This is a genomic window from Streptomyces sp. NPDC030021 (assembly GCF_055574035.1).
Genome location: NZ_JBVIAH010000004.1, coordinates 461,449 through 474,831 on the forward strand (window position 1 = coordinate 461,449; position 13,383 = coordinate 474,831).

General features: G+C 73.8%; 10 protein-coding genes. 5 read left to right on the plus strand and 5 right to left on the minus strand.

Annotation, left to right across the window (positions count from 1 at the left end):
• Nucleotides 1–35: 35 nt before the first annotated feature.
• From ACZ4YL_RS10990 to ACZ4YL_RS11010, 5 genes are all read right to left on the minus strand, one after another.
• Nucleotides 36–1,265 (minus strand): Dyp-type peroxidase, encoded by a 1,230-nt coding sequence (locus ACZ4YL_RS10990; RefSeq protein ID WP_468115481.1) that lies wholly within the window; start codon nucleotides 1,263–1,265, stop codon nucleotides 36–38.
• A complete protein-coding gene (locus ACZ4YL_RS10995; protein WP_468115483.1) occupies nucleotides 1,262–2,518 on the minus strand; it encodes a hypothetical protein in 1,257 nt (418 codons plus the stop codon). The genes ACZ4YL_RS10990 and ACZ4YL_RS10995 overlap by 4 nt, the downstream gene beginning before the upstream one ends.
• 139 nt (nucleotides 2,519–2,657) lie before the next feature.
• Nucleotides 2,658–3,854 (minus strand): NAD(P)/FAD-dependent oxidoreductase, encoded by a 1,197-nt coding sequence (locus tag ACZ4YL_RS11000; protein WP_468115485.1) that lies wholly within the window; start codon nucleotides 3,852–3,854, stop codon nucleotides 2,658–2,660.
• Entirely contained in the window at nucleotides 3,851–5,278 is a 1,428-nt protein-coding gene (locus ACZ4YL_RS11005; protein ID WP_468115486.1) for an FAD-dependent oxidoreductase, read from the minus strand. Before ACZ4YL_RS11005 ends, ACZ4YL_RS11000 begins: the two co-directional genes overlap by 4 nt.
• Nucleotides 5,275–6,714 carry an FGGY family carbohydrate kinase gene (locus ACZ4YL_RS11010; protein ID WP_468115636.1) on the minus strand — a complete coding sequence of 480 codons (1,440 nt, stop codon included), beginning with the start codon at nucleotides 6,712–6,714 and terminating at the stop codon, nucleotides 5,275–5,277. Before ACZ4YL_RS11010 ends, ACZ4YL_RS11005 begins: the two co-directional genes overlap by 4 nt.
• A 403-nt stretch (nucleotides 6,715–7,117) precedes the next feature.
• On the opposite strand from ACZ4YL_RS11010, the gene ACZ4YL_RS11015 reads away from it, so the two are divergent.
• From ACZ4YL_RS11015 to ACZ4YL_RS11035, 5 genes are all read left to right on the plus strand, one after another.
• Nucleotides 7,118–8,098 carry a hypothetical protein gene (locus tag ACZ4YL_RS11015; protein ID WP_468115487.1) on the plus strand — a complete coding sequence of 327 codons (981 nt, stop codon included), beginning with the start codon at nucleotides 7,118–7,120 and terminating at the stop codon, nucleotides 8,096–8,098.
• Between the two features lie 224 nt (nucleotides 8,099–8,322).
• Entirely contained in the window at nucleotides 8,323–9,747 is a 1,425-nt protein-coding gene (locus ACZ4YL_RS11020) for an amino acid permease (protein ID WP_468115638.1), read from the plus strand.
• 184 nt (nucleotides 9,748–9,931) lie between these two features.
• The gene (locus ACZ4YL_RS11025) at nucleotides 9,932–11,119 is read left to right on the plus strand and encodes a D-alanyl-D-alanine carboxypeptidase family protein (protein WP_468115489.1); all 1,188 of its coding nucleotides are present in this window, start codon (nucleotides 9,932–9,934) and stop codon (nucleotides 11,117–11,119) included.
• 111 nt (nucleotides 11,120–11,230) lie between these two features.
• Nucleotides 11,231–12,028, plus strand: a complete 798-nt coding sequence (locus ACZ4YL_RS11030) for a VOC family protein (protein WP_468115491.1) — start codon at nucleotides 11,231–11,233, stop codon at nucleotides 12,026–12,028.
• Nucleotides 12,029–12,219: 191 nt separating this feature from the next.
• Nucleotides 12,220–13,302 (plus strand): PP2C family protein-serine/threonine phosphatase, encoded by a 1,083-nt coding sequence (locus ACZ4YL_RS11035; protein WP_468115493.1) that lies wholly within the window; start codon nucleotides 12,220–12,222, stop codon nucleotides 13,300–13,302.
• Nucleotides 13,303–13,383: the final 81 nt, after the last annotated feature.

Here is a 13,383-nt window from a genome sequence, read left to right on the forward strand (position 1 = left end):
GGAGTCCGGGGAATCCGGTCAGCGGGGGCGGCTGTTCAGCCGAATACCTCCGCCCCCGGGTAGGGGGCGCCGTCCCGTACGGGCGGAACCAGATACGTGCCTGCCGCCCGTACCGTCAGCAGCCGCCCGGCCGGTCCGTCCGGACCGGGCTGCCCGCCGAAGTTGACGCCGCCCAGCCAGCCGCGCTGGGTGAGGATGCGCAGCACCCGTTCGGGGCTGTCCTGGAAGCCGACGAAGTTCAGCCCGGCCCGGAAGCCGGGGGCGGCCGCGACCGGTTCGAAGAACTCGTACCCCTGCCGGAACACCCGCAGCGAGCCGCTCTGGTCGGGGTCGGCGGTGCCGGTCAGATTGGCCCGCCGCACATGGGCGGTGAGCAGCACCGGATCGGCGGTGGGCCGTGGCTCCAGGAAGTCCTCGTTGCCCGGCTGCGTCACCTCGGTGGTCCCGGCCACCGGACAGCCCGCGGCCGGTACGGGCCTCCCGTCGGCATCACGGCCGGTGAGCGGGGCTCCGGTGAGCTTGTCCCGGCCGACGAGGAACTCCTGCTGCGCGCGCGGCAGGAGGTGCCACTGGTCGAGGTCGACGGCGAGGCGGGCGAAGACCAGACAGGTACCGCCGATCGTCCAGGGGTCCGGGCCAGCGTCGGCCGCCGCGATGCTGATGACCCGTTCCCGGTCGGCGCTCTCCAGGTTGGACACGCCGTCGTGGAAGCCGATCCAGCTGCGCCGGTCGTCGCGCTGGAATCCGGTGTGGATGCCCGCGATCTCCAGCGCGGCAGTCCGTGTGTCGCCGGTGCGCGCGCCGCGCAGCAGCTTCCACAGCTCCACCACGGCACGCGAGACCGCGAGCTGGGTGTCCGCGGTGAGCTGCAGGCAGAACTCCTCCGTGGCGTCGTTGCGGGTGACGTCCGCCGCGTAGGACAGGCCCCCGCCGACCAGCAGCGGTCCGCCGCCGGTGGGGCGGGGCGAGCGGAACCGCAGGCGCGGGCCGAGTGCGGCCGGGCACGGGAGTTTCGCGCCGGCGATGTCGAAGGCCTTCGGGCCGAGGCCGAGCAGGAACTCCAGCCCGGCGCTCGGCACCGGGTGGCCTGGCAGTTCTGGTACGACGCCGTCGGCGAGCCCGCGCAGCATCGTGGTCACCTCGCGCAGCGCGCCGTCGACGGCCGTGGCACCGGCCTCCGGGTCGGCCCGCAGGAACACGAGCGCCAGATGGCCGGGCGGGCGCCGGCCGGGCCCGTGGTAGATCCCGTCCTGGAGGACGCTCATCTCCCGCCCCGGGGGCCGGCGCCCACGGGTCCGGGCAGCAGGGCCTCGGCGTCGAAGGCTTCCTTCAGCGGCCCCACCGTGTCGGTGCACACGCTCGCGTCCCGGCAGCGGATGGGTCCGGGCGAGTCGGCGAGGACCACGAAGTCAGCGGGCGGTACGGGCGCCGGTGCGCCGAGCGCGACCACCGGGCCCACCTGTACCTGGCGTACGACCTGGTAGCCGCCGGTCAGGGGCTCCTCCTCGTCGCCCTCCACCACGGTGATGTCGTCGAGGAAGTGCGGGTCGTCGTCCGGCGGGCCGAATTCGAGGCGCTGGTGCAGTCCTTGCCGACCGCGCCCCAGCCGGATCCACGGGTCCGGGACGGGCCCGCCCTCGAAGAGGAAGACCTCGGAGGTGAACTGCTGGATGTACATGCCCAGCGGGTCGGCGAAGGACACGGTCCGGCCCTGGAAGGCGGCATCCGCGGCGGCCAGCGCGGCGGCCGGGTCGGCATGGCGGCAGGAGAGGGCTTCGAGCCCGGGCTGCTGGCGGAAGATCTGGTCCCGTCCGGCGGGTTCGAAGCCGCCGGCGGAATTCCGGCGGGCGTAGGGCTTCGCGCCGAACATCACGATGTAGATCAGGTCGTCCAGCCCGTTGATGGGATGGGCCATGAACAGGGCGTTGGCCGCGTTGAGCGAGCCCGCCGGGGCAGCGGGGACTCCGGCGTCGATCAGGTCGCGGTGCAGTCCGTGGCCGGTCAGGTGGCGGGCGAAGGCCACGCGGCGCTGGGCCGGAGCGAGCGGGTTCGGGTCCGCGACGGCCGGTCCGTAGAGTTCCTGCCAGCGGGGTTCGGTGCCGAGCGTCGCGGTGAGGATCTCCCGCAGGCGGTCCGGGGCGTGTTCGGCGAGCATCAGGTAGTACTCGGGGAGTTCGGTGGTGACCTGCACCCGCTTGGGGCGCATCCGTCCCTCGGTGTCGGCCGCACTGATGACCGCGTACTCGCAGTACTCGTTGTGCAGGGCGCGTCGGCCGCGTACACCCCAGTCGGACAACGTGCGGGCCGTGGCGGCGTCGAAGCAGAACTCGGGCTCGGCCGGATTCCCGAACCAGGTGACGGCCACCCGATCGGCGGCCGGATCGTCGGGTTCCAGGGTGAAGTACTTGCTCCCCAGATCAGGCTCCAGGCTCCTGAACTGGCGGTCGATCTCCTTGTTCCAGCGGTCCAGGAGATCGGGGGGCAGGTCGTCGGCCAGTCCAGGGACGGAAAACGGCACGTCGGTACCTCCTGACGGGGTGTGACCCCGTAGGTGACGTTGTGAGCGACCAAGATCGTGACACAGAGTATCCATCTATTCACGGAACGTAGTCAAGGGCGCGCCCGTCGCCGTCCACCGGGCGCGGGGAGCGTCGCCGTCAGCCGACGCCCAGCACGACCGGACCGCCCGACCGGTCGACGCGGTCCGTCCACCCCGGCGGCAGCTTCAGCGACCGCGACGGCGTCATCCGGACCGGGAACCGCCGTCGCCACAGCAGCCGGCCGTCCTGGGCGGCCGTCAGCACCGGGGCGGTCAGCGGCTCCCCCGACCGCAGCAGCAGCGGCCGCCCCCCGGGGTCCGTGAGCCGGTTGGGCGCCACCCACAGCAGCGGGGCCCGGACGACCAGCGGTGGACCGGGCTCCGGCCACGGCGCACCCGAGAGGCGGGCCAGGACGGGGGCCGCGGCGGCGGCGCCTTCCGCGGCCGCGGTGGCGGCGCGTTCGACGCCGTGGAGGGCGTTGCCGACCGCGAAGACCCCGGGCACCGGCGTACGGAACGACGCGTCCACGGAAGGACCGCGGGTGCCGGGGTCCACGGCGATGCCGCCGCGGCGCGCCAGCTCGTGATCGGGGATCCAATCGCCGGTGAAGACCACCGTGTCGCACGCGAGGACCCCGCGGCGGCCGTCCTCGTGGCGCACGGCCACGCCCGACAGGCGGCCCCGGCCGCGCAGTTCACCCACCGTCGTGGCCGTGAGCAGCGGGACTCCTGGTACGGCGGCGCCACGGGAGCGCTCCGTGACCACGGCCACCACCTCGGCTCCCGCCCGGCGCAGGGTGCGTACGGCGTACCGGGCCACCGGCTCGGCGCCCACCACGACGGCCCGCCGGCCGATGTCCTGGCCGTACAGGTGGACCGACTGCTGCAGCTCCCCGGTGGTCAGCACGCCCGCCGGCCGGGAGCCCGGCACCAGCCGGGCGCTGCGGGGGCGCTCGCGGGCACCCGTGGCGAGGACGACGGCCCGGGCCGTGATCCGCTCCAGGCCCGCCGGGCTCGTGGTCTCCAGGGTCAGCGGTCCGGCCCAGCCGGTGGCGCTGACACCGGTACGGAGCATCGCCCCGGCCGCCGTCGCCGCCCGCACGGCCCGCCGTGCGTACGCCGGTCCGGTGAGCCAGGGGAGTACGGGCCCCCCGAATCCGCCGTGGTGGCAGTGGCGCGGCACGCCGCCCGCGTCCTGTTCGCGCTCCAGGACCTCGACGTGGCCCGCGCCCGCGCGGGCGAGGCGGGCGGCCAGGGCCAGTCCGGCGGGACCGGCGCCGACGACCAGGACGTCGACCGTGCGGTCGCGGCTCACCTGCGGGCCTCCTCGAACAGCGCGCGGACGGCGGCCCCGCAGTGGAAGCCCTGGCAGCGGCCCGCCCGTGCGCGGGTGCGCCGCCGCAGGCCGTCCGGCGACGCGGGCGGGACGGCCGAGGCGAGCGCGTCGCGGATCTCCCCCCGCGTCACGCGCTCGCAGTGGCAGACGATCCGGCCGTACTCCGGGTCCCGTGCGATCAACTCGGCGTCGCGGTAGGGCCGGAGGAACGCCTCGCCCAGGTTCGGCATCCGCACGGGTTCCAGCTCCCGGGCCCCTGCCACCGGCAGGCCGCCGTCGGCGAGCAGTTCCACGACGTGGGCGGCGATCGCCATCGAGGCCGTCAGTCCCGTCGAACGGATCCCGCCCACGGTGACGTACCGCTGCGCGGGGTGGGCCCGGATCGCGTAGTCGTCGTCGCCGGTGGCGGCCCGCAGGCCGGCGTACACGGCGGTGACCTCTTCCTCCACGAGGGCCGGCACGATCCGCCGGCCCTTCTCCCGCAGCAGCGCGAGCCCCTCGGCGGTCGATCCGGTGTCCGTCTTGTCGTCCAGGTCCTCGGCCGTCGGGCCGAGCATCACGTTCCCGTACACCGTCGGCGACACCAGCACCCCCTTCCCGAGGGCGCCCGGTACGGGCAGCAGGATGTGCCGTACCAGGCCGCGGGCGAGCTCGTCGAAGACGATCAGCTGGCCGCGCCGGGGCGTCACGGCGAAGTCCGCGTGGCCGAGGAGCCGGTCGATCTCGTCGGCGTACAGGCCGGCCGCGTTGACCAGGTGCCGGGTGCGCAGTGGGCCCCGGCTCGTGGCCAGGGTATGCGCTTCGCCCGAAGTGACGTTCTGCACACGGCAGTTGAGGTGGAGGTCGACGCCTGCGCGGACGGCTTGCGTGGCGTACGCGAGCGTGGTCGTCCAGGGGCAGATGATGGACTCCCCCGGCACGCCGAGCGCTCCCAGCACCCCGGGTCCGAGCTCCGGCTCGCGGGCCCGTACCTCTGCGGCCGGGATGATCCGGGCCGTGCGGCAGCCGTTGCGTGCGGCCTTCTCCGCGAGCCCCGGCAGTGCGGCCAGCTGTTCCTCGTCCCAGGCGACGAGGAGCGCCCCGAGCGGCTCCACCGGGATCCCGGTATCGGCGGCGTACGCGGAGAGCAGCCGGTGGCCCTCCCGGACGAGCCGGGACTCCAGGGAACCGGGCACCGCGTCGAAACCGGTGTGCAGGATGGCGGTGTTGGCCTTCGAGGTGCCGTCACCGACGTCGTCGGCCGCGTCGACCAGGGCGATCCGCAGCGGGAGCCGGGCCAGTTCGCGGGCGATCGCCGCGCCCACCACGCCGGCGCCGACGACCGTCACGTCGTACTCCCCGCCGGGCAGGGCGCCGCCGGTGGTCACGGCACCGCCGGTGGTGCTGGTGGTGGTACCGGTCATGCCGGTGCGTCGCCGATCAGGGCCGAGACGGCCGCGCGGAAGCGTGCGCGGCGCTCCGTCGCCTCCGCCGCGCCGGCCCGCGGCTCGTAGACGGCGGACGGCTTCCACTGCGGGACGGCCTCGGCGACGGTGAGCGAGGGATCGAGCCCGAGCCGGGCGACGGCGCCAACGCCGAGCGCGGTGACGTCCGGCAGCGCCGACACCTCCACGGGGATCCCGAGGAGGTCGGCCTGGGCCTGCATGAGCAGCGCGGAACGGGTCAGCCCGCCGTCGACGCGCAGGGCGGTGAGCGGGGCGCCGAGGTCGGCGGCGACCGCGTCCGCGAGCTCCGCCACCTGGGCGGCGACACCGTCGCACAGGGCGCGCACCAGATGCCCGGCGGTGGTGTCGAGGCCCAGACCGGTGACCGAGCCCCGCAGGTCACCCCGCCACCACGGAGCGGCGAGGCCGGCGAGCGCGGGGACGAAGGTGACGCCGCCCGCGTCCGGGACGCGCCCGCCCACGGTGTCGATGTCGGCGGCGCCGGAGATCACCCCGAGATCGGTGAGCCAGCGCACGGCGGAGGCGGCCGTGTAGACCTGCCCGTCCAGGCAGTAGCTGGTCCGGCCGGCGAGCCGCCAGGCCACGCAGCCGACCAGTCCGGAGGTGCTGCGCAGGGGGTGCGGGCCGGTCTGCGCGAGGAGGAACGCGCCCGTGCCGTAGGTGCACTTGGCGGTGCCGGGCTCGGTGACGCTCTGGGCGAGCAGTGCGGCCTGCTGGTCCACGAGCAGTCCCGTCAGCGGCAGTTCGGGACCGAACGCGGTGGTGGTGCCGACGCGGGTGTCCGCGTCGACGACCTCCGGCAGCCGCTCACCCGTGAGGCCGAAGGCGTCGAGTGCCGCGTCCGACCAGCGGGTGGTGTCGAGGTCGAGCAGCTGGGTGCGGCCGGCGGTCGCCGCGTCGGTGACGAACGCGCCGGTGAGGCGGTGCACGAGCCAGACGTCGCTGGTCGTCACGACGCCGCGCCGGGTCAGGTGGCGGCGTATCCAGGCCATCTTGGGGGCGGCGAAGTAGGGGTCGAGCGGCAGACCGGTCGTCTCCCGCAGGGAGGGCGCGTGCGGGGCCAGTTCGGTGCAGAGCTGTTCGGCGCGCCGGTCCTGCCAGACGATCGCGTCGGTCAGCGGCTCCCCGGTCGCCGGGTCCCAGGCCAGAACGGTCTCGCCCTGGTTGGCGAGGCCCACCGCCACCACGGGCTCGCCCGCCGCCGCCAGCGCGGCGCGTCCGGCGTCTACGACCGAGTCCAGCAGCTCGCCGGGGGTGACCTCGACCCGGCCGCCCGCCAGGTAACGGGGCCGTACGGGGGCGGATCCGGAGCCGATGACCCCGCGTACCGGACAGACGACCAGCGCCTTGGTCCCCGAGGTGCCTTGATCGACAGCAAGCACCGGGCCCGTCATCACCACTCCGTCCCTGGTGTCGCCTTGATCGGACATCGGTCGGAAGCCTGCACCGGCCGACGTCACCCGTCAAGATCCGTCCGGAGCTGCCGCCCGGCTCTGACGCATACTCACATGCCGATCGTGGCTTGATACTTACGTTCGAACAAGGATCTGGATGCGTATGCTCCTGATCGCCATATAGTGATCGCCGATCAACGGGCAGCGACATCGACCGTGGGTCAACGGCGGGGGTTCGACGAACAGTTCTCGCATGGTTCACGCATCCCTGGCACCGGGCACGGCTGCAACGCGGCAGCCGGCGGCCGGATGGACCCACCTTCCATGCGATCCGAGGACTGATGATCACGACCACCGCAGAACGCGCCCGCCCGGGCCGCCGCCCCTCGACCGGGACGAGGTGATGGCGGGCAGCGATTTCCGGCCCGTCTACCACCCGGCCGGCCACGACAAGGAGCTGCGTTCCGCCGCCCAGGAGCTGCGCACCGGCCGCTGGGTCTCCATGGCGCGCTTACTCGAACGCACCGACAACTGGGGGCTGTGGACCCAGCGCACCCAGGTCCTCGCCGCCGTCTCCGCCGGCTCCGACGTGGTCCAGGCCTGGCGGGCCGAGGAACCGCACAGCGTCGCCGCACTCGTGATGCACACGCGCGTCTGCGTCGAGCGGGCCGTCCGCGCCCACCGTGCCGGACACCCCCGCACCGGTGAGCTGTGGCAGGAGGCCTGGTCGACCTGCCGGGAGGCCGCCCGCATCAGCCCCGCCGACCCCGTGCCCTGGGTGTGCCTGCTCGCCCTCGCCCTCCTCGACGAGCAGCGCCAGATGGCCGAGCACCGCGTCGCGCCGCCCGGCCCGATGCTGCCCACCGGCCCCTGGGGCATCCTCGCGGAGGTCGACAAGCGCGACCCGCACAACCGCGAGGCCTATCACCGCATGCTCCAGTTCGTGTACGCGGGCGCGCCCGGGCCGCTCTCCGAGGCCGCCAACTTCGTCCACTGGGCGGCCGGTTCCGCCCCGCCCGGATCCGCCGTGCACGTCCTGCCGCTCTACGTACGGGTCGAACGCTACCGCCGCGAACGCGGCCAGGAGCGGGCCCTCGACCTGCACTGGGTCGCCGAGGACGCCGTCCGCGACGCCCTGCACGCCCTGGGCACCTGGTTCGACCACGCCGATCTGCCGCACGCCTCCCCGCTCGATCTGAACCAGCTCGCCCATGCCCTGTGGGGAGCCCTCCAGTTCGACGAGGCGGCCCGGGTCTTCGACACGATCGGCCCGTACTGGACCACCCTGCCGTGGGCCCACCGGACCCGCGACCCGGCCGACCGCGCTCTGGCCGAGGAGGTGTTCCTGCAGGCCAGGTCCCGCAGCCTGGCCGGCCGGAACTGACCCCCGCCGCCCTCCCCCACGGCGCCTACCCCTCGCTCCACCCGCACCACCCAGGCCGCACCCGCACCCCCAGGCTCGACCGTCCCCGCGCTTCACAGACCCCCGGAGGTACCGCCGTGTCCAGAACCGATTGGGCAGCCCGCCAGGACCGCAAGGCTCCACCCCAGCAGGACGAGGAACAGCGCCTCAGGGAACTCGGCTACCAGCCCGTCCTCGCCCGCCGGATGGGCGGCTTCGGCAACTTCGCCATCAGTTTCTCCGTCATATCCGTCCTCTCCGGCTGCATGACGCTGTACGGCTTCGGCATGGGCTCCGGCGGCCCGGCCGTGATGCTGTGGGGCTGGGTCGGCGTAGGCCTCTTCGTGCTCTGCGTGGGTCTCGCCCTGGCCGAGGTGACCAGCGCCTACCCCACCTCCGGTGCGCTCTACTACATGGCCGACCGGCTCGGCGGACGCCGCTGGGGCTGGTACACCGGCTGGCTGAACCTGCTCGGCCTGCTCGGCGCCATCGCCGGCATCGACTACGGCGCGGCCCTGTTCACCGGCGCCTTCCTCAACCTCCGCTTCGGGTTCGTGCCCACCCCCGGCTCGACCTTCCTGATCTTCCTGTGCATCCTGCTGCTGCACGCCGCGCTCAACCTCTTCGGGGTCCGCCTCGTCAGCGTGCTCAACTCCATCAGCGTCTGGTGGCACCTGGGCGGCGTCGCCGTGATCGTCGGCGCCCTGGCCTTCGTCCCCGACCACCACCAGTCGGCGTCGTTCGTCTTCACCGAGTTCGTCAACGACACCGGATGGGCCAACCCGTTCTACGTGGCGGCGGTCGGCCTGCTGCTCGCCCAGTACACCTTCTCCGGCTACGACGCCTCCGCGCACCTGTCGGAGGAGACCAGGGACGCCTCCGTCTCCGCCGCCAAGGGCATCGTCCGGGCCATCTGGGTCTCCTGGATCGCCGGTTTCGCCCTGCTCGCCGGCCTCACCTTCGCCATCCAGGACTACGCGGCCGTCCAGGGCAGCGACACCGGCGTCCCGCCCGCCCAGATCTTCATCGACGCGCTGGGCTCAGGCGGCGCCACCGCCCTGCTCCTCGTCGTCATCGTCGCGCAGCTCTTCTGCGGCAACGCCGAGGTCGCCGCCGCGAGCCGGATGGTCTTCGCGTTCAGCCGTGACAACGCGCTCCCCGGCTCCGCCCTGTGGCGCAAGGTCAGCGGCCGGACCCAGACGCCGGTGCCCGCCGTCTGGCTCTCCGTCGTCGTCGCGGGCGTGCTGGCCCTCCCCTCGCTGTACTCCGCCACCGCCTACGGGGCCGTGACCGCCATCAACGTCATCGGCATCACCCCGGCCTACGCCATCCCGATCTACCTGCGCCTGCGCGCCGGCAACCGCTTCGAGCCCGGACCCTGGAACCTGGGCCGCTGGAGCAAGCCGATCGGCTGGATCGCCGTCGTCTGGGTGGCGCTCGTCACCGTCCTGTTCTGCCTGCCGCAGAAGTCCCCCGTCACCATCGACTCGATGAACTACGCCGTGATCGCGCTGGCGGTGGTCCTGGTCCTGGCCAGCGTCTGGTGGTACGTCGCCCGCCGCTCGTACGGCACCCCGGCGGCCTACGGCAACGCCCGCGAGCAGGCGGAGATCGCCGAGGACATCGTCTGACCCGGCCCGGCCGCCCCGGCCGGCCGCGCTCGCACCCGGACAGGACACCTCCTACGGGGACCCGGTGAGCGGCGGCCGGCCGCGCCCGGTTCGGCGAGCTCGGCCGGAAGGATCGGGCTCCGGCCTACCGCCGGTCGGCGTACACGTCGCTGCGCGCGGCCCGATGCATTTCTACGCTGGATGAATGAGCATCAGATCCTCTGGGCGCAGAACCGGCGCGGGCGCCGCGGCTCTCGCCATCGGCGCATCGGTCCTCCTCGCTCCGGCGGCCGCCGGCACCACGCGGGCCGAGCCGCGGCCGCCGCGGCCCGCCTCGGCCGTCGGCGCATCGCTGTTGCACCGGTCCGGGACGCATGTACGGGCGCGGCAGGGGGCGCCCGCGCTACCGGACGACGTGTCCGCCCTGTCATGGCTGGTGGCGGATGCCGGGACGGGTGCGGTGCTCGCGGCCCACGACGCACACCGCCGGCTGCCACCGGCCAGCACCCTCAAGACCCTCTTCGCCCTCACCGCGCTGCCCCACCTGCCCGGCTCGGGCCGGCACACGGTCACCGAGGCCGAGCTGGACGAGGTACCGGAGGGGAGCAGCACGGTGGGCCTGTCCGCGGATCACACCTACCGGGTGGCCGACCTGTGGCGGGGTGTCTTCCTCAGCTCGGGCAACGACGCCGTGCACGTGCTGGCCGGGATGAACGGCGGCTGGGACGTCACGTCGGCGCAGATGCAGGCCAAGGCGCGCGCCCTGGGCGCCCGGGACACCACCGTCGTCTCCCCGGACGGCTTCGACGCGGACGGCCAGGCTTCCTCGGCCTACGACCTTGCCGTCTTCGGCCGTACGGGCCTTGCCGACCCCGCCTTCGCCGAGTACGCGGCGACCGCCGACGCCCGCTTCCCCGGCGGCACCCACACCGACGGCAGTCCCACCTGGACGTACGGGATCGAGAACACCAACCGGCTGGTGACCGGTCAGGACGGGCTGGGCCGGTACCCGGGGATCATCGGTGTCAAGAACGGCTACACCTCCCAGGCGGGTTTCACGCTGATCGCGGCCGCCCGGCGGGACGGCCGCACTCTGCTGGCGACGGTGATGAACCCCCAGTGGGGCGGCGCGAACGCCGTGTACGAGGAAGCGCGGTCCCTGCTGGACTGGGGATTCGCCGCGGCGGGACGGGTGGATCCGGTCGGATCACTCGACCCCCCGGCGCCGCCGGAGACGCCCGAGGCGCCGCGCACCGTCGCCGCCGGCGCCCTCGCGCCGGACCGGGTCCACGTGGGTACGCCGATGGTCTACGGCTTGTCGGCCGCGTTCCTCGCCGCCGTGGCGACCTTGGCCGGGGCAGCCGTCGTGCGACGCCGCCGAAGCCTGCCGTGAGCCGCGGCGCGCCGTACCCGGGATCCGGCACCCGGGGCCGACGGTCGGCGCGCGCGGGGCAGGGTCCGCTGCCAGGCTGAGGTCGCACAGGACCCGCGAAAGGCAATCCTCATGATCACCACCGACTTCGCACCCGGCTCCCCCTGCTGGCTCGACCTCGGGGCGCCCGACGTCCGCGCGGCCGCGGCCTTCTACGGCACCGTGCTCGGATGGGACTTCGAGTCCATGGGCGAGGGGGAGGAGGGGGAAGGCGGGATGTTCCGGAAGGACGGGAAGGTCGTCGCCGGGCTCGGCAAGCTCACCGAGGAGGGCGCGCGCCCGGCCTGGATGATCTACCACAGCGTCACCGACGCGGACGCCACCACCCAGGCGGTGGAACGCCTGGGCGGCACGGTCCGGGTGGCCCCGAGGGACCTCGGCGAGTGGGGCCGGATGGCGCAGTACAGCGACCCCCTGGGGGGACAGTTCGCCGTCTGGCAGCCGGGGAGGAACACGGGCGTCGAGCTGGTGGACGAACCGGGCTCGCTGTGCTGGACCGAGCTGTACACGAGTGACGCCGCGGCCGCGAAGGAGTTCTACGGCGGCGTCTTCGGCTGGCGGTTCAGCGACATGGCGCTGCCCGGCGGCGGGGGCGCGTACGCCCTCATCACTCCCGCCGGGCTCCCCGAGGAGCGGACGCACGGCGGTCTCATGGAGCTCCCCGCGGAGCACCTGGCCCTCGCGCACGGGCGGCCGTATTGGCACCCGGTCTTCGCCGTCGCCGACTGCGATGCGGCGGTCGCCGCGGTCACCGGGAACGGCGGCCGTGTGCAGATGGGGCCGCAGGACGCGGAAGGCGTCGGCCGGCTCGCCGTCTGCCTCGACCCGTCGAACGCCGACTTCGTGCTCCTGACGCAGGTCCGCGGCTGAGCCCGGGCGACCCTGTTGCGCTCCAGGATCGGAGGCGCCGGCCGCGGCCGGACGGCTGTGTGGGCGGTGGACCTAAGTGGCGGCCACGGGTGCGGGCGAGGCAGTCTGGACTCATGAGAGCGCCCTTGCGCTCGCCTCCGGGACCGCGAGCCGACGGCCACCACCAGGTCCTTTTCGTCTTGGCGGAGTGTGTGCCCTTCGCGATCGCCCTGCTGGTGCTCCTCGTCGAGTTCACGCCCCTGCACGTCCTGTACACCGGCCCCCTGCTGGTCGCGACGCCCGCTCTGGCGGCCGTGACGATGGGCCCCAGGGGCACGCTCGCGGCGGCCGGGGTGGCCGTCGGTGTCAGTGTGACCACCGCCAGCTACAACGGCGCCTGGGGCAGCCAGCAGGTCTACACGAACTTCCTCGCCCTGTTCCTGGTCACGGCGGCGAGCTTCATGACGAGCCGGTCCGCGCGTACCCGCCAGGAGGGCGAGCTCGACCAGGTCCAGCGGATCGCCACCGCCGCCCAGGACGTCCTGCTGCGGCCGGTGCCGGTCCGGCTGGGTCCCGTACGGGCGGCCAGCATGTACCTGGCGGCCGAGACGGGCGCGCAGATCGGCGGCGATCTGTACGACGTGGTGCAGACCCGGTACGGGGTCCGGATGATCGTCGGCGATGTCCGGGGCAAGGGCCTGCCCGCGGTGCGGGCCGCCGCGGTCGTGCTGGGCGCGTTCCGGGAGTCCGCGCACTACGAGGACGATCTGGTGGAGGTCGTCAACCACTGCGGAGCGGCCCTGCGGCGGGACGCGGCCGTCGCGGGCGCGGCCGAAAGCGAGGACGCCCTCCTGGAAGGGTTCGTCACCGCGCTCGTGGCCCAGATCCCGGACGCCTCTCGTATCGACGTGATCAACCGGGGCCATCCGCCACCGCTGCTGCTGTCCGACGGCGCGGTCCGGCCCCTGATGCCCACCACTCCCCTGCCGCCGCTCGGCCTGGAGGAATTCGTCACCGGTCCCCCCGGACGGGCGGACAGCTATCCGTTCGCACCGGGGGACCGGCTGCTCCTGTACACCGACGGTGTCATCGAGGCCCGCGACCGGGACAACACCTTCTTCGACCTGGCCCGGGCCATGGTGACCATGCGCGACCACAGCCGGGAGGCGTTCCTGGAGGACCTGCACCAGGCATTGCTCCGCCATACCGAGAACCGCCTGGCGGACGACGCGGCCATCCTCGTGGTCGACCGGTGCGAGGACGAGGGGCGCCCGCCGGCCGGAGGTCCGGCGTAGTGCCCGTGGACTCGCCCGGACGGTCCCGGACGCGACAGCATGGAGTGAGGGCGGTCGGCGAGATGCCCCCGGAAGGAGGTG

What these genes read in the sequence shown, in the direction of transcription:
- ACZ4YL_RS10990 (WP_468115481.1), bottom strand. Translation starts at nt 1,265, where the DNA reads ATGAGCGTCCTCCAGGACGGGATCTACCACGGGCCCGGCCGGCGCCCG.
- ACZ4YL_RS11005 (WP_468115486.1), bottom strand. Translation starts at nt 5,278, where the DNA reads ATGACCGGTACCACCACCAGCACCACCGGCGGTGCCGTGACCACCGGC.
- ACZ4YL_RS11010 (WP_468115636.1), bottom strand. Translation starts at nt 6,714, where the DNA reads ATGACGGGCCCGGTGCTTGCTGTCGATCAAGGCACCTCGGGGACCAAG.
- ACZ4YL_RS11015 (WP_468115487.1), top strand. Translation starts at nt 7,118, where the DNA reads ATGGCGGGCAGCGATTTCCGGCCCGTCTACCACCCGGCCGGCCACGAC.
- ACZ4YL_RS11020 (WP_468115638.1), top strand. Translation starts at nt 8,323, where the DNA reads ATGGGCGGCTTCGGCAACTTCGCCATCAGTTTCTCCGTCATATCCGTC.
- ACZ4YL_RS11025 (WP_468115489.1), top strand. Translation starts at nt 9,932, where the DNA reads ATGAGCATCAGATCCTCTGGGCGCAGAACCGGCGCGGGCGCCGCGGCT.
- ACZ4YL_RS11030 (WP_468115491.1), top strand. Translation starts at nt 11,231, where the DNA reads ATGATCACCACCGACTTCGCACCCGGCTCCCCCTGCTGGCTCGACCTC.